Genomic DNA, 15,765 nt, shown 5'->3' on the forward strand with positions numbered 1-15,765 from the left:
AGGAGAAGGGCTTCATGGAAATAGAAGAGTTCGGCTACAAGCAAGAGTTGAAACGCAGCCTCTCGCTGACGGACCTGGTGGTGTACGGGATGATCTTCATGATCCCCATCGCCCCGTTCGGGGTTTATGGTTACGTCAACGCCGAAGCCCCGGGGATGGTGCCGCTGGCCTACATCATCGGCATGGTGGCGATGTTGTTCACCGCCCTCAGTTACGGCAGCATGGCCCGGGCCTTTCCGATTGCGGGCTCGGTGTATTCCTACGCGCAACGCGGCCTCAACCCGCATGTCGGGTTTATCGCCGGTTGGTTGATGCTGCTCGATTATTTGCTGATTCCGCCACTGCTCTACGTCTACGCGGCGATGGCGCTGAATCATTTGTACCCGGACATCCCGAAAGTCGGCTTCATCCTGGCCTTTCTGGTCAGCGCCACCTTCGTCAACCTGCGGGGTATCACCTTCACCGCGCGGATGAACATCGTCTTTCTACTGGCGCAACTGGTGGTGCTGGGGATCTTCCTGTTTTATGCCTGGAATGCCCTGCACAACGGCGGCGGTAACGGCGAGCTGACGCTGGCGCCGCTGTATAACCCCGAGACGTTCAATTTCGCCCTGCTGATGCAAGCGGTGTCGATCGCCGTGCTGTCGTTCCTCGGTTTCGATGCGATTTCCACCCTCGCCGAAGAAATCAAGGGCGACCCGGGTCGTAGTGTCGGCAAGGCTGCGCTGATCACATTGCTGGTGATGGGCGTGATCTTCGTCGTGCAGACCTGGATTGCCACGGATCTGGCCGCCGGACTGGGCTTCAAGTCCGCCGACACTGCGTTCTATGAAATCGCCGAAATCGCTGCCGGCAGCTGGCTGGCAACCCTGACTGCCGTGGCCACCGCCCTGGCGTGGGGCGTCGCGGTCGCGATCACCTCGCAAGCGGCGGTTTCGCGCCTGCTGTTCGGCATGGCGCGGGATGGCAAGCTGCCGAAAGTACTGGCCAAGGTGCATCCGAAACACAACACGCCGTATGTGAGTATCTATCTGGTGGCGGCGCTGTCGCTGGTGATCTGCTACCTGTTCATCAACTCGGTGGACACCCTCACCTCCCTGGTGAACTTCGGTGCCCTGAGCGGCTTTATGTTGCTGCACCTGACCGTAATCAACTATTACTGGCGTCGGCAGAAGTCCGGCCAGGTGATTCGTCACCTGCTCTGCCCGGTGATCGGCTTCATCATCGTCGCGGCCATCATGTACAACATGGGCGTCGATGCACAGAAACTCGGCCTGATCTGGATTGCCCTGGGGCTGGTCTATCTATTCTTCCTCAACAAACTGGGTGCCAGCACGGTCCTACCCGACCCAAGCAATGGCTGACAAGAAAAAGAGCAGCGTCTGACATGAATTCAGGCGACTGCCGATTTAACGCGTGGAAACCGACAGTGATAGTCAGGTTCGGTGCAAATCGCCGAACCCTTTGATACAGGAGTACATCCATGCTGGTCTTACGCCCAGTGGAGTTAACCGACCTGGCCCAGTTGCAGCAACTGGCGCGCGACAGTCTGGTGGGGGTCACGTCCTTGCCGGACGACACCGAACGCCTGCGCGAGAAAATTCTCGACTCCTGCGCTTCGTTCGAGAAAGACGTACAGGGGCCTGGCCCGGAGAATTACTTCTTCGTGCTGGAAAATCTCACGACTCGCCGTCTGGTCGGCTGCTCGGAAATCCTCGCCACCGCAGGGTTCAACCAGCCGTTCTACAGTTTGCGCAACCGCCATTTCACCAGTGCCTCACGGGAGCTGAACATCGAGCACGGGGTGCCGGCGCTGTCGTTGTGCCACGACCTCAGTGGTCATACGTTGCTGCGCGGTTTCCATATAGACACAGCGCTGGAACGCACGCGGTTTTCCGAATTGCTGTCCCGGGCGCGGCTGCTGTTCATCGCCGCACACACGGCGCGCTTTGCCGAAGCGGTGATCACCGAAATCGTTGGCTACAGCGACGAACAGGGCCAGTCACCGTTCTGGGATGCACTGGGCAAGCATTTCTTCGACCTGCCCTACGTCGAGGCCGAGCGGCTTTGCGGCCTGCAGAGCCGGACATTTCTCGCCGAACTGATGCCGCAATACCCGATCTACGTGCCGATGCTGCCCCCGGCTGCGCAGGAATGCATCGGCCGGATTCATCCCGACGGTCAGGAGGCCTTCGACATTCTTGAACGCGAAGGCTTCGAGACCAACAGCTACATCGACCTGTTCGACGGTGGCCCGACGTTGTACGCACGCACCTCGAACATTCGCTCCATCGCCCAAAGCCAGACCGGTACGGTGCATCCAGGCTCAGCCATCGACGCCCGTGGCAACTACCTGGTGAGCAACGATTCGTTGAAGGGTTATCGCGCCATCGTCGCCGAGCTCGACTATCGAGCCGGGCAACCTGTGACGTTGAGCGCCGAAATGTGTGCGGCCCTGAATGTGACCGACGCCAGTGCGATCCGGTTGATCGCCCTGTGAGCCGCCACCGGCCCCATGCCCAACGACAACGCCCGAACAGGCGCGAAGAAGGAGCTGCATCATGATTGTCCGCCCGGTTCAAGTCACCGACCTGCCCGCCTTGCTGGATTTGGTGCAACGGGCCGCACCCGGGGTCACCACCCTGCCGGCCAATGAGGAACGCTTGGCCCACCGAGTGCGCTGGTCTCAGCGCACCTTTGCCGAACAGGTCGAGCGTGCGGACGCCGATTACCTGTTCGTGCTCGAAGACGACGATCAACAAGTGGTCGGCGTCAGTGCCCTGGTGGGGGCTGTAGGCCTGCGGGAGCCCTGGTATAACTACCGGGTCGGACTCACCGTCAGCTCGTCACCGGACCTGGGTATTCAGCGCCAGATCCCCACGTTGTTCCTGAACAACGAAATGACCGGCCAATCGGAAATCTGTTCGCTGTTTCTGCGACACGATCAACGCCATGGCAGTAACGGTCGATTGCTGTCGCTGGGGCGCCTGCTGTTCGTTGCCGAATTCCCCCACCTGTTCGGCGACATACTCATTGCCGAACTGCGCGGCAGCGCCGACGAACAAGGCTGCTCACCGTTCTGGGACAGCCTGGGCCGGCATTTTTTCAAGATGGATTTCAGCCATGCCGATCATTTGTCGGGGCTGGGCAGCAAAGCCTTTATCGCCGAACTGATGCCACGCCAACCGCTCTACACCTGCCTGCTCACCGAACAGGCGCAAGCAGTGATCGGCAAGCCGCACCCGAACACGGAGCCTGCGCTGAAAATCCTCACCAGCGAGGGGTTTGTCCATAAGGGTTACATCGACATCTTCGACGCAGGCCCGGTGATCGAAGCCCCGGTATCGAGAATCCGCACGGTGCGTGACAGCCAACGCCTGGAGCTGGCCATCGGCACGCCCGACGACCAGGCGCCGGTATGGCTGATCCATAACCGCCGCCTGGAAAACTGCCGCATCACCACTGCCCAGGCGCGGCTGGTCGGCAACAGCCTGATCGTCGACCGGCTCACCGCCAAACGCCTGCAGTTGCAACCCGGTAACTCGGTCCGCGCCGTGCCGCTGCGCAACCACCAGCAGCAGGCGGTGGCGGCGTGATCAGAACAGATCGCAGCCGCATCGATCATTGAACATCCTGTAGGAGCTGCCGCAGACTTTTGATCTTGCATCCCTTGGCCGGCAAATTCGTCATCATTCTTCACCCGCCCACGTGATAGCCTTTTGTTCCTTCGGCGTTGACACTTTTGCTCAAGCCCTTCCATTCCTTTGTATTGGTGGAACTCATATGTCCAGGCTGTCACATCAAGATTTGCGCCATAATTTCCGCCAACTGTTCGCTTCCCACGCCTGCTATCACACCGCGTCGGTCTTCGATCCCATGTCGGCACGCATTGCCGCTGACTTGGGTTTTGAAGTGGGGATCCTCGGTGGTTCGGTCGCGTCGTTGCAGGTGTTGGGCGCCCCCGACTTTGCCTTGATCACCCTGAGCGAGTTCGCCGAGCAGGCGACCCGCATCGGCCGCGTGGCCCAATTGCCAGTGATCGCCGACGCCGACCACGGCTATGGCAATGCGCTCAACGTCATGCGCACCATCGTCGAGCTCGAACGCGCCGGCGTGGCCGCCCTGACCATTGAAGACACCCTGTTACCGGCGCAATTCGGCCGCAAATCCACCGACCTGATCACGGTCGCCGAAGGCGTTGGCAAGATTCGCGCGGCACTGGAAGCGCGGGTCGACTCGGAAATGGCGATCATCGCCCGCACCAACGCGGGGATCCTGTCGATCCAGGAAATCATCAGCCGCACCCAGCATTACCAACAGGCCGGCGCCGACGGGATTTGCATGGTGGGCGTGCGGGACTTCGACCACCTCGAACAAATCGCCGAGCACTTGAGTGTGCCACTGATGCTGGTCACCTACGGCAACCCGCTGCTGCGCGACGATAAACGCCTGGCCGAACTGGGCGTGCGCGTCACCATCGACGGCCATGGCGCCTATTTCGCGGCGATCAAGGCAACTTATGACAGCCTGCGCGAACAGCGGCAGATCTTCACTCAGGCGTCGGATCTGAGTGCCACTGAACTGACTCACACCTATACGCAGCCTGAAGATTACATTCGTTGGGCGAAGGAACACATGAGCGTCAAGGAGTGAGGGTTCGGCTGAAATGATGGCGTGAACCGACATGACGCCATCGCGAGCAGGCTCGCTCCCACACTGGATTTTTGTGAACACATTATTTGTGTACGCCAGCGATCAAATGTGGGAGCGAGCCTGCTCGCGATAGCGTCAGATGAGACAGGCCACCGCCAATCCCTATGGCGAGGGGGCTTGCCCCCGTTCGGCTGCGCAGCAGTCGTAATCCAGGCGACTCGGTGGGTCTGAAAGAATGCAGGGGCCGCTACGCGCCCCAACGGGGCGATGCGGCGTTCCGACCAGCCCCCTCGCCACAGAGAGCTGCGCCCGAGATCTGGAGACTGTATGACTTATTTTTTGGTCAATTCCATAATCATCCGCGACAGAAGATAAATCCTCGGCGCCACGCTCTCGACCTCGGCGTATTCCTCTGGCGTATGAATATTGCCGCCGACAACTCCGAACCCGTCCAGCGTCGGCGTGCCAACACCAGCCGAGAGGCTGGCATCCGCCGCCCCGCCGCTGCCTTCTTCCGTCAGCTTGCGGCCGATTTCGCCGTAAATCCCCTGGGCCATGGCCATCAAACGATCCGACTCCGCCGTTTCCGGCATCGGCGGCAAGCCGCGTTTAAGGGTGGTAGTGACTTCAGTCTCGGGAATCAGTTTGTCCTTGGAAACCCGTGCCAGGTCCTTTTCGATCCGGTCGAACTCTTCCGGCACCGCTGCCCGCACGTCAGCCTTGGCGGTGGCCTGATCCGGAATCACGTTGGTGCGGTCGCCAGCGTTAAGCACAGTGAAGTTGATGGTGGTTTTCTTTTCTGCATCACCCAGTTTGCCGAGTTGCAGAATCTGGTGCGCGGCTTCCATGGCCGCGTTACGCCCCAGTTCCGGTGCGACGCCCGCGTGAGATGCCTTGCCTTTGACCTCGACCATGGCGGTGGCGCTGCCTTTGCGCCACACCACTAGGCCATCCGCCGGGCGACCTGGTTCGAGGTTGAGGGTCACGTCGTGGGCCTTGGCGGTTTTCTTGATCAGGTCGGTGGCGACGTCCGAGCCGGTTTCTTCGCTGGCGTCGAGCAAAAAGGTGATTTGCGCATAGTCTTTGAAGTCGAGGTTTTTCAGGACTTTCAGCGCATAGATGCCCGCGACGATGCCGCCCTTGTCGTCCATCACACCCGGCCCATAAGCGCGGCCGTCCTTGATCTGGAACGGGCGCGCGGCGGCCGAGCCTTCCTTGAACACGGTGTCCATGTGCGCCATCAGCAGGATTTTCGCCTTACCGGTGCCTTTGAGCGTGGCCAGTACATGGTTGCTCTTATCCGGAGTGTTGGGCACGAGTTCGATGGTGGCACCGAGCTTCTTCAACTCCTCGATGGCGATGTCACTCACCTGGGTCAGACCCGGTTCATAGCCAGAACCGGAATCAATGTTCACCAACCGTTCCAGCAGTTTCAGGGCTTCACCCTTGTACTGTTCGGCATCGGCGAGGACTTGTTTATGGGGTTCGGCGAAGGCTGTGGGGGTGAAGGCGCCGAGGGCGAGGGTCAGGCCGAGGCTGGTGGCCAGGAGGGAGCGAGAGCGTTTGAACGTCATGAATCGATCCTTGTTTCGTGTCGGGGGTCGAAAATACCCTACCTGACTACGACGCAAGGCTCTACACCGGATGCGACCCACACCAACCTGATTGACAACACATCCCTTGTGGGAGCGGGCTTGCTCGCGAAAGCGGTGTATCAGGCAACGATGATGTCGACTGACACTCCGTCTTCGCGAGCAAGCCCGCTCCCACAGGGGATTTGTGCGATGGGGTCAGACCGAGTCGAGCAACTCTTTACGCGGTTTACCGTCGCCGTGGCAAATGACGCGGTTGCGGCCGGTGGTCTTGGCTTCGTAGAGCGCCTGGTCAGCGTCGTTGAGCCACAGGGTCGCGTCGTCGTGGGCCGGGTTGAAGGCCGCCAGACCGATGCTCAAACTGACTTTCAGCGCGGGGTTCTGCTCATAACCCAATGTGGCGAAACGATCACGCAGCGCATCCATCGCCACGGCGGCGCGGTCCAGCGGCAGGTCCGGCAACAGCACGCAGAATTCATCGCCGCCATAGCGCCCGGCGACATCCGCTGCCCGCAGGTTCTGCTTGAGCATTTTGCTCAAGCGACGCAGGACAATGTCCCCGGCGACATGGCCGTAGGTGTCATTGATGGTTTTGAAGTGGTCGATGTCGATTAGCGCAATCGCCCCGCCCTGCTGCTGGCGTTGGCAACGCTGAAACTCAATTTCCAGCTGATCTTTCCAGGCACCGTGATTCAGCAGGCCAGTCAGGCTGTCGGTGCGGCTCAGGGCCAACAGTTCGCGCTTGTGTCGGCCAAGAGTATGGGCCTGACGGAAGCAGATCCAGCCCAGGGACATCGGATAAATCGACAGCAAAGGCAAGCAGGCGTACAGCTGAAACGGACTGGTTTGCGGGACAAAAGCCGGCATGAACACCAGCAGCCCAAGGCCTAACCCAAGTATCTGCGCGACGGCGCCCATCAACAGAAAACGCAAACCGCCGATGGCCACATTGTGCATCGCCATCATCGACAGTGTTGCCGCGCTGGGCAGCGGATTGAACTGCATGGCGGCCACCCAGAAACCGCCGAGAAACGCGTCCACCAAAATGTTGCGGTGTTCGGCGTGGTAAGGAATTTTCGCCCGGCGCGCCCATTGATAGGCCACATGCGGCCAGATCAGCCCGTTGAGCAGCATCATCCCCCAGACCCAAGGCGCCGGGTCGAGTGGATACATTCCTGCGCCGACGCACAATAATCCAAGGGCCAGCCCCAGGATTCGCGACCCATAAAGCCTCCTGGCCAGTGAAAGTCCCTTTCCTCCCTTATTTTCCATAGCGGCCTCTGTACCACTGAACGGAGCCTGACAACACACGGGGTGAAAGTGTGTTTGAAGTCTATCAGGGCGACGGCAAATAGCCATCACCGGTTGGCGGTCTGAATAGCGCGGCCTCGTCATGAGCTGAGTGCCCAATGTTTGGTCTATACATGAAGGGAGGGATCGATAAACAACCTGCCCTGATCACTGCAAAGGAATAGCCTGATGCTTTTGTTGGTTGTCACTATCGCCGTCTTCGTGGCCTGGAGCTGGTTGAGCTACCCGGCCATCGGTTACTGCCTCTATGACTTGAACATGGCGCTGGAGGCCCGGCTGTACCGGTTGCACAAGATCGTCGTGCCGATCACTGAAATGACCGTCTCGACCTGGCAAGGCGGGCCTTACGAAGCCTCCAGCAGTGTGCTGATGCTGCACGGCTACAGCGCCGACAAGAACATCTGGCTGCGTTTCGCCCGGCATTTTGTCGACGACTACCGAGTGATTATTCCTGACCTCGCCGGGCATGGCGAAACCGGCTTCAAGGCCGGCGGTGGCTATGACATTCCGGTCCAGGCTAAACGGTTGATCCAGTTGCTCGATATCTGTGGGGTCGAAAAGGTACATGTAATCGGCAACTCCATGGGCGGTTATATCGCGGCGTGGCTGGCGGCCAACTACCCCGAGCGCATCATCTCGCTGGCGTTGCTCGACCCGGCCGGCGTCACCGCCCCGGAGCCCAGCGACATGGAGCGACACCTGGCCCGCGGCCACAACCCGTTTTTGATTCATTCCCGGCAAGAGTTCCAGTATTTCTACGCCATGACGATGGCCTCACCGCCATGGGTGCCGGGGATCGTGCTGGACGCCGTCGCCCAACGCTATGAACAGCAGCGCGACGAGCTGGAAGAAATTTTCAGGGACTTTCACGCCAGCCCGCCGATGGAGCCGAAACTGCCCGACATCAAATGCCCGGCGCTGCTCCTGTGGGGGCGCAAGGACCGTTTGATCGACGTCAGCAGCGTACCGGTCTGGAGCAAGGGCATCGCCGATCTTCGGGTAGAAATCTGGGACGGTGTCGGCCATATGCCGATGGTTGAGCAACCGGCCAATACGGCGCGGTTGTACCAGGAGTTTTTGGGAAGGAAAAACTGATGAGATCCCCTGTGGCGAAGGGGGCAAGCCCCTTTGGGCTTGGTGGTGAACGATGAACATTCTTTACGACGAACGCATCGACGGTGTTCTGCCCAATGTCGACAAGGCTGCGTTACTCAAGGCTTTGCAACAGGAGGTGCCGGACCTGGACATCCTCTGGCGCGAAGAAGAACTAAAACCCTACGAATGCGACGGTCTTTCGGCCTATCGCACCACGCCGATGCTGGTCGCCCTGCCCCGGCAACTGGAACAGGTGCAGGCGCTGCTCAGGCTCTGTCATGCCCGGAATGTGCCGGTGGTGGCACGCGGAGCCGGCACCGGGTTGTCCGGAGGAGCGCTGCCGTTGGACAAAGGCGTGCTGTTGGTGATGGTGCGGTTCAACAACATTCTGCACATTGACCCCGCCGCCCGCACCGCACGGGTTCAGCCGGGGGTGCGTAACCTGGCGATTTCCCAGGCGGCGGCGCCCTTCGGTCTGTATTACGCGCCGGACCCGTCCTCACAAATCGCCTGCTCCATCGGCGGCAACGTCGCGGAAAACGCTGGGGGTGTGCATTGCCTCAAGTACGGCCTGACCGTGCACAACCTGCTGAAACTCGAAGTATTGACCCTCGAAGGCGAACACCTGACCCTCGGCGCCGATTCGCTGGACGCGCCGGGATTCGACCTGCTGGCTCTGTTCACCGGGTCCGAAGGCTTGCTCGGAATCATCACTGAAGTCACGGTCAAACTGCTGCCCAAACCCCAAGTCGCCAAAGTCCTGCTGGCGAGTTTCGATTCAGTGGAAAAGGCCGGTCGCGCAGTGGCTGAGATCATTGCCGCCGGAATCATCCCCGGTGGCCTGGAGATGATGGACAACCTGGCAATCCGTGCCGCTGAAGATTTCATCCACGCCGGTTACCCGGTGGACGCCGAGGCGATCCTGCTGTGCGAACTGGACGGTGTCGAAGCCGATGTCCACGACGACTGCGAGCGAGTCCGCGAGGTGCTGCAACAGGCCGGCGCCAGCGAGGTACGCCAAGCCCGAGATGAAGCCGAACGCGTGCGGTTCTGGGCCGGGCGCAAGAACGCCTTCCCGGCAATTGGCCGCCTCTCACCGGATTACTACTGCATGGACGGCACCATCCCCCGCCGCGAATTGCCCGGTGTGCTCAAGGGCATCGCCAGTCTGGCGCAAGAATATGGCTTGCGCGTGGCCAACGTTTTCCATGCCGGCGACGGCAATATGCACCCGCTGATCCTGTTCGACGCCAACCAGCCCGGCGAGCTGGAGCGGGCCGAAGCCCTCGGCGGCAAGATCCTCGAACTGTGCGTGAAAGTCGGCGGCAGCATTACCGGCGAGCATGGCGTCGGCCGGGAGAAAATCAATCAGATGTGTGCGCAATTCAACAGTGACGAGTTAACGCTGTTTCACGCCGTCAAAGCCGCGTTCGACCCAAAAGGCCTGCTCAACCCCGGCAAAAACATCCCGACCCTGCACCGCTGCGCGGAATTCGGCGCGATGCACATCCACGCCGGGCAACTGCCGTTCCCTGAGTTGGAGCGTTTCTGATGCCGGACTTCGATGCCAGTGAAGCCCTGCTTGAGCAGGTCAAACAGGCGCGGGAAAACGCCACGCCGTTGCGCATTCAGGGCGGCAACACCAAGGCGTTTCTCGGCCGTGAAGTGGCCGGAGAAATACTCGACACCCGCGCCCATCGCGGCATCGTCAGCTACGACCCGACGGAGCTGGTGATCAGCGTTCGCGCCGGCACGCCGCTGAGCGAACTGTTCGCCGCACTGGACGCAGCGGGGCAAATGCTGCCCTGCGAGCCGCCGTCGTTCGGCGAAGGCGCCACTGTTGGCGGGATGATCGCGGCGGGACTGTCCGGGCCTCGGCGCCCGTGGTCCGGTTCGGTGCGCGATTTTGTCCTCGGCACCCGGGTGATCAGCGGCCTCGGCACCCACCTGCGCTTCGGCGGTGAAGTGATGAAAAACGTCGCGGGCTACGACCTCTCGCGCCTGATGGTGGGCAGTTATGGCTGCCTCGGCGTGCTGACCGAAGTCTCGCTCAAAGTGCTGCCCAAACCCCGGCAATGCTTGAGCATCAGCCTGGACATCGACTGCGCCCGCGCCTTGGCCAATCTGGCGCAATGGGGCCAGCAACCGCTGCCCATCAGCGCCGCCAGCCACGACGGTCAGCGTCTGTATCTGCGGCTGGAAGGCGGCGAAGGTTCGGTGACTGCCGCCCATCAACGGCTCGGCGGCGAACCCTTGGACTCCGGTTATTGGGCCGACCTGAACGAACAACGACTAGACTTTTAATGAGGGCCTGCCGCTGTGGCGCTTGTCATTACCCAACAACCTCGGGCCTCTGGACTTGCCCGGTGAGCAACTGATCGACTGGGGCGGCGCGCAACGCTGGTTGAAATCCGCGGCTGACAACATTCAGTCGCGAGCCCGTGAACTCGGCGGCCACGCCACCTGTTTCAGCCATGGCGTCAGCGAAACGCCATTCCAGCCGCTGGCCCCGGCGCTGCTGCGCTATCACCGGCAACTCAAGGCGCAACTGGACCCGCAAGGGCTGTTCAACCCTGGCCGGATGTACGCGGAGCTTTAGCATGCAAACCAATCTCAGCGAACAGTCCAAACGACTGCCCCGCGCCGAAGAAGCGGACAAGATTCTGCGCACCTGTGTGCATTGCGGGTTCTGCAACGCCACCTGCCCGACCTACCAACTGCTGGGCGACGAACTGGACGGGCCGCGCGGGCGCATCTACCTGATCAAGCAAGTGCTCGAAGGCGCCCCCGCCACGGCCAAAGCCCAGTTGCACCTGGATCGCTGCCTCGACCTGCCGCAACTGCGAAACCACCTGCCCGTCCGGGGTGGATTATCACAATTTGCTAGACATTGGCCGCGCCGTGATCGATCAAGCGGTGCCGCGCCCGGCCAGCCAGCGGCTGTTGCGCCAAGGGTTGCGGGCACTGGCGCCGAATCCAAATCTGTTCAGGACTTTGCTGCAAATCGGCGCCACATTCCGGCCGTTGCTGCCACGGGGCGTCGAGGCGAAGTTGCCCCACGACCTCCCCGCCGCAGGCGAGCGCCCTGCTCCTCGGCATGCTCGCCGGGTGCTGATGCTCGAAGGTTGCGTGCAACCTGGTCTGTCGCCGAACACCAATGCCGCGGCCGCGCGGGTCCTGGATCGGCTGGGGATCAGCGTGATTCCCGCACCAGACGCCGGTTGCTGCGGCGCGCTCGACTATCACCTCGACGCCCAAGCCATGGGCCTGGACCGCGCCCGACGCAACATCGACGCCTGGTGGCCGCACCTGGAAAACGGCGCCGAAGCCATTGTGCAAACCGCGAGCGGCTGCGGCGCCTTCATCAAGGATTACGGGCATCTGCTGGAGCGCGACCCGATCTATGCGGCCAAAGCCCAGCGGGTCAGCGAACTGGCCCTGGACCTGGTGCAAGTGCTGGCCGATGAACCTTTGGAACGGGTTTGCGCAGCCACCGACCAGCGGATCGCCTTCCATTGCCCCTGCACCTTGCAGCACGCGCAGAAACTCGGCGGCGCGGTAGAGGCCGTGCTGACCCGGTTGGGCTTCAATCTCACAGCGGTGCCCGACAGTCATTTGTGTTGCGGCTCGGCGGGCACCTATTCGATCACCCAACCTGAACTGGCCCGGCAACTGCGCGACAACAAACTCAACGCCCTGGAAAGCGGCCACCCCGAGGTCATCGCCACCGCCAACATCGGCTGTCAGAGCCACCTCAACAGCGCCGGACGAACGCCGGTCAGGCACTGGATCGAACTGGTCGACCAAGTGCTGCAATAACCGAATAGCCTACGTTGCAAGAACAGCCTGCGTTGCAAGAACAGTCCTTGGCAGAATGAAGTTCGTCAGAAACTTCGTTTGTCGGCGCCGCCGAAGGCTGCGATCTTTTCCGGCATCCGTTACGTCACTGCGCCAGGAAACTTTTCATGAGCCATCCGAACTTCGTCAGCCCTGACCTGATCCGCCAACGCTTCTCCAAAGCGATGTCCGACATGTACCGCGAAGAAGTGCCGCTGTACGGCGCGCTGATGGAACTGGTGGAACAGACCAACCGCCACGTGCTGGACAGCGATCCGCAAATCGCCCGACAGTTGAACAGCACCGGCGAAATCCAGCGCCTGGATCTGGAACGCCACGGTGCGATCCGCGTCGGCACCGCCGCGGAACTGGCGACCCTCGCCCGCCTGTTTGCGGTGATGGGCATGCAGCCGGTGGGCTATTACGACCTGACCCCGGCCGGCGTGCCGGTGCATTCCACCGCGTTCCGTGCCGTGCATGAGGCGGCGTTGCAGGTCAGCCCGTTCCGGGTGTTCACCTCGCTGCTGCGCCTGGAGCTGATCGAAGACGCCGAACTGCGGGCCTTTGCCCAGTCGGTGCTGGACACGCGCTCGATCTTCACCCCGGCGGCATTGGTCCTCATCGAACGTGCTGAAACTCAGGGTGGCCTGACCGAATATGAAGCGCAGGATTTCGTCGCACAGGCCCTGGAAACCTTCCGCTGGCACCACAGCGCCACCGTCACCGCCGCGCAATACCAGCAACTGAGCGCCCAGCATCGATTGATCGCCGACGTAGTGGCGTTCAAAGGCCCGCACATCAATCACCTGACGCCACGCACTCTGGACATCGATATTGTGCAGGCGCAAATGCCCGCCCATGGCATCACCCCCAAAGCGGTGATCGAAGGCCCGCCCCGCCGCCAATGCCCGATCCTGCTGCGTCAAACCAGTTTCAAGGCGCTGGACGAGCCCATCACCTTCACCGATCAAGCCCAGCCCCGTGGCAGCCATAGCGCCCGCTTCGGTGAAATCGAGCAACGTGGCGCGGCGCTCACCCCCAAGGGCCGGGCGCTTTACGACCGCTTGCTTAACGCGGCCCGGGATGAACTCAAGGACTTCCCCAACGAAGCCAATGCCGCACGCTACAACGCACTAATGACGCAGCACTTCGGCGAATTCCCTGACACCGTCGAGGACATGCGCCAACAGGATTTGGCGTACTTTCGCTACTTCGTAACGGAAAAAGGCCTGGCGGCGGAGGAACTGAAAGGCGCGTCGCTGGAAGATTTGCTCAAAGGCGGCTATGTGCGGGTTGAACCGCTGGTGTACGAAGACTTTCTGCCAGTCAGTGCGGCGGGGATTTTTCAGTCGAACCTGGGGGATGCGGCGCAAATCCACTATGGCGTGAATTCGAACCAGCAAGCGTTCGAAAAAGCCTTGGGAAGGTCGACGATTGATGAGTTGGGGTTGTATGCCGAGACGCAGCGGCGGTCGATTGATGAGTGCTGCACGACATTGGGATTACCGAGTCTGACTTGACCAGTCAAATGTACTTTGTGGCGAGGGAGCTTGCTCCCGCTTGAGTGCGTAGCACTCACAAAATCTCCGCTTGTATGCAGAGTTTTGGGGCCGCTGCGCAGCCCAACGCGAGCAAGCTCGCTCGCCACATAAAAATTTTTGACCCGCAGGCTATCTGGGGTTAACCCAGCTTCGCCAACAAAGCCTTGGCGGTCGCTTCCGACGAGGCCGGGTTCTGACCGGTCAGCAACAGACCATCCGCAATCACGTAACTTGCCCAGTCATCGGCCTTGGAGAAAAGACCACCGTTGGCCTTGAGCATGTCCTCCACCAGAAACGGCACCACATCCGTCAGCTGCACAGCGGCTTCTTCGGAGTTGGTGAAGCCTGTCACGCGCTTGCCTTTGACCAATGGCTGGCCGTCCGCATCCTTGACGTGACGCAACACCCCCGGCGCGTGACAGACCGCCGCCACCGGTTTACCCGCCTTGTAAAACGCTTCGATCAGCGCAATTGAAAAGGTGTCTTCAGCCAGATCCCACAGTGGGCCATGCCCGCCGGGATAGAAAACAGCGTCGTAGTCCTCGGCCCTCACGGTGCTCAGCACTCCGGTAGAGGCCAATGCGGACTGGGCAGCGGAATCCTTGTGGAAGCGATCGGTGGCGGCGGTTTGCGCGTCTGACTCATCGCTTTTAGGGTCCAACGGTGGTTGGCCGCCCTTGGGTGAAACCAGGGTCAGCTGCGCGCCAGCATCCTTGAAGGTGTAATACGGTGCGGCGAATTCTTCGAGCCAGAAGCCGGTTTTCTTACCGGTGTTACCCAATTGATCGTGGGACGTTAAAACCATCAGGATTTTCATGTCGTTCTCCAGTCGATTTCAGGGTTATTCAGCGATCTCGGCGCTGGGTTTGACCTCCGGACAGCGCTGTTCGTTGCGCCCATTTTCGGGGTGAAGGCTCATGGCCTTGATGCGCAAGAAGTTGCGCAACTGTCTCGGGAAAAAGTCCCCCAGCGACGCTGGACGCCAGGTTTACCAAGCCCTCCAGCCGAGTGCGCAAGAAGTTGCGCAGTGGTGCGCAACTTCTTGCGCACCTTTTCAGCTGATCCTTGCCGAAAACCCTTTCAACGCTGGATAAATCGCACCAACCACCTGATTTATATAGCGTTATTCATTGCTGGCACGGACCTTGATAACAGTCAGGCACCCACCGGGCGATACCGCCTCCCGGGCACCCTAACTTTTAGCAAGGAGCACATCCATGGCTACACCAGCGTACATGTCCGTTACTGGCGAGAAACAAGGCCTGATCACTGCCGGCGCGTTCACCGCCGATTCCGTGGGCAACACCTACCAGGAAGGCCACGAAGACCAGGTCATGGTTCAGGCTTTCAGCCACGACGTGATCATCCCGCGCGACCCACAGTCCGGCCAACCCACCGGTCAGCGTGTACACAAGCCAGTCGTGATCACCAAGGTCTACGACAAGTCTTCGCCACTGCTGCAAGCGGCATTGACCTCCGGCGAGCGCATGAGCGAAATCGTTATCCAGTGGTACCGCACCTCGGCTCAAGGCACCCAAGAGCACTACTACACCACCAAACTGGAAGACGCGATCATCGTCGCCATCAACAACAAAATGCACAACTGCCAGGATCCGTCGAACTCGCACTTCACTCACCTGGAAGAAGTGCAATTCACCTACCGCAAAATCACCTGGACCCACGAAGTATCCGGTACTTCGGGTTCCGATGACTGGCGGTCCCCGGTCGCTGGCTAA

11 protein-coding genes and 2 pseudogenes are annotated in these 15,765 nt (G+C 60.7%); 10 read left to right on the plus strand and 3 right to left on the minus strand.

Annotation, left to right across the window (positions count from 1 at the left end):
• Positions 1–14 precede the first annotated feature (14 nt).
• From AB4O41_RS04750 to AB4O41_RS04765, 4 genes are all read left to right on the plus strand, one after another.
• Positions 15–1,364: an APC family permease gene (locus AB4O41_RS04750; RefSeq protein WP_305449222.1), complete on the plus strand. Its 1,350-nt coding sequence runs from the start codon at positions 15–17 to the stop codon at positions 1,362–1,364.
• A gap of 119 nt (positions 1,365–1,483) precedes the next feature.
• A complete protein-coding gene (locus AB4O41_RS04755) occupies positions 1,484–2,500 on the plus strand; it encodes an arginine N-succinyltransferase (RefSeq protein WP_460146499.1) in 1,017 nt (338 codons plus the stop codon).
• Positions 2,501–2,561: 61 nt separating this feature from the next.
• Positions 2,562–3,596, plus strand: coding sequence for an arginine N-succinyltransferase (gene astA / locus AB4O41_RS04760; RefSeq protein WP_460146500.1), 1,035 nt, complete (start codon positions 2,562–2,564; stop codon positions 3,594–3,596).
• 187 nt (positions 3,597–3,783) lie between these two features.
• Positions 3,784–4,653, plus strand: coding sequence for an isocitrate lyase/PEP mutase family protein (locus AB4O41_RS04765; RefSeq protein ID WP_460146501.1), 870 nt, complete (start codon positions 3,784–3,786; stop codon positions 4,651–4,653).
• 332 nt (positions 4,654–4,985) lie between these two features.
• On the opposite strand, the gene AB4O41_RS04770 is transcribed toward AB4O41_RS04765, so the two are convergent.
• The gene (locus tag AB4O41_RS04770; RefSeq protein ID WP_460146502.1) at positions 4,986–6,227 is read right to left on the minus strand and encodes a M20/M25/M40 family metallo-hydrolase; all 1,242 of its coding nucleotides are present in this window, start codon (positions 6,225–6,227) and stop codon (positions 4,986–4,988) included.
• 216 nt (positions 6,228–6,443) lie between these two features.
• Complete coding sequence (locus tag AB4O41_RS04775; RefSeq protein ID WP_460146503.1) at positions 6,444–7,517, minus strand: diguanylate cyclase; 1,074 nt, start codon at positions 7,515–7,517, stop codon at positions 6,444–6,446.
• Positions 7,518–7,724: 207 nt separating this feature from the next.
• Here AB4O41_RS04775 and AB4O41_RS04780 point away from each other — a divergent pair, with 207 nt between their 5' ends.
• The 5 genes and pseudogenes from AB4O41_RS04780 (at position 7,725) to hglS (ending at position 14,008) form a co-directional block, all read left to right on the plus strand.
• A complete protein-coding gene (locus tag AB4O41_RS04780; RefSeq protein ID WP_460146504.1) occupies positions 7,725–8,651 on the plus strand; it encodes an alpha/beta fold hydrolase in 927 nt (308 codons plus the stop codon).
• A 52-nt stretch (positions 8,652–8,703) separates the two neighbouring features.
• Positions 8,704–10,203, plus strand: coding sequence for a glycolate oxidase subunit GlcD (gene glcD / locus AB4O41_RS04785; protein WP_123721115.1), 1,500 nt, complete (start codon positions 8,704–8,706; stop codon positions 10,201–10,203).
• A pseudogene (glcE, locus tag AB4O41_RS04790) lies at positions 10,203–11,250 on the plus strand (glycolate oxidase subunit GlcE). Before glcD ends, glcE begins: the two are co-directional and overlap by 1 nt.
• A 1-nt stretch (position 11,251) precedes the next feature.
• A pseudogene (gene glcF, locus AB4O41_RS04795) lies at positions 11,252–12,470 on the plus strand (glycolate oxidase subunit GlcF).
• A gap of 146 nt (positions 12,471–12,616) precedes the next feature.
• A complete protein-coding gene (gene hglS, locus AB4O41_RS04800; protein WP_460146505.1) occupies positions 12,617–14,008 on the plus strand; it encodes a 2-oxoadipate dioxygenase/decarboxylase HglS in 1,392 nt (463 codons plus the stop codon).
• A 160-nt stretch (positions 14,009–14,168) separates the two neighbouring features.
• On the opposite strand, the gene AB4O41_RS04805 is transcribed toward hglS, so the two are convergent.
• On the minus strand, positions 14,169–14,846 hold the full coding sequence (locus tag AB4O41_RS04805; RefSeq protein ID WP_460146506.1) for a type 1 glutamine amidotransferase domain-containing protein: 678 nt from the start codon (positions 14,844–14,846) through the stop codon (positions 14,169–14,171).
• Between the two features lie 400 nt (positions 14,847–15,246).
• On the opposite strand from AB4O41_RS04805, the gene AB4O41_RS04810 reads away from it, so the two are divergent.
• Positions 15,247–15,765 (plus strand): Hcp family type VI secretion system effector, encoded by a 519-nt coding sequence (locus AB4O41_RS04810; RefSeq protein WP_460146507.1) that lies wholly within the window; start codon positions 15,247–15,249, stop codon positions 15,763–15,765.

The organism is Pseudomonas sp. S2_A02 (assembly GCF_054668495.1).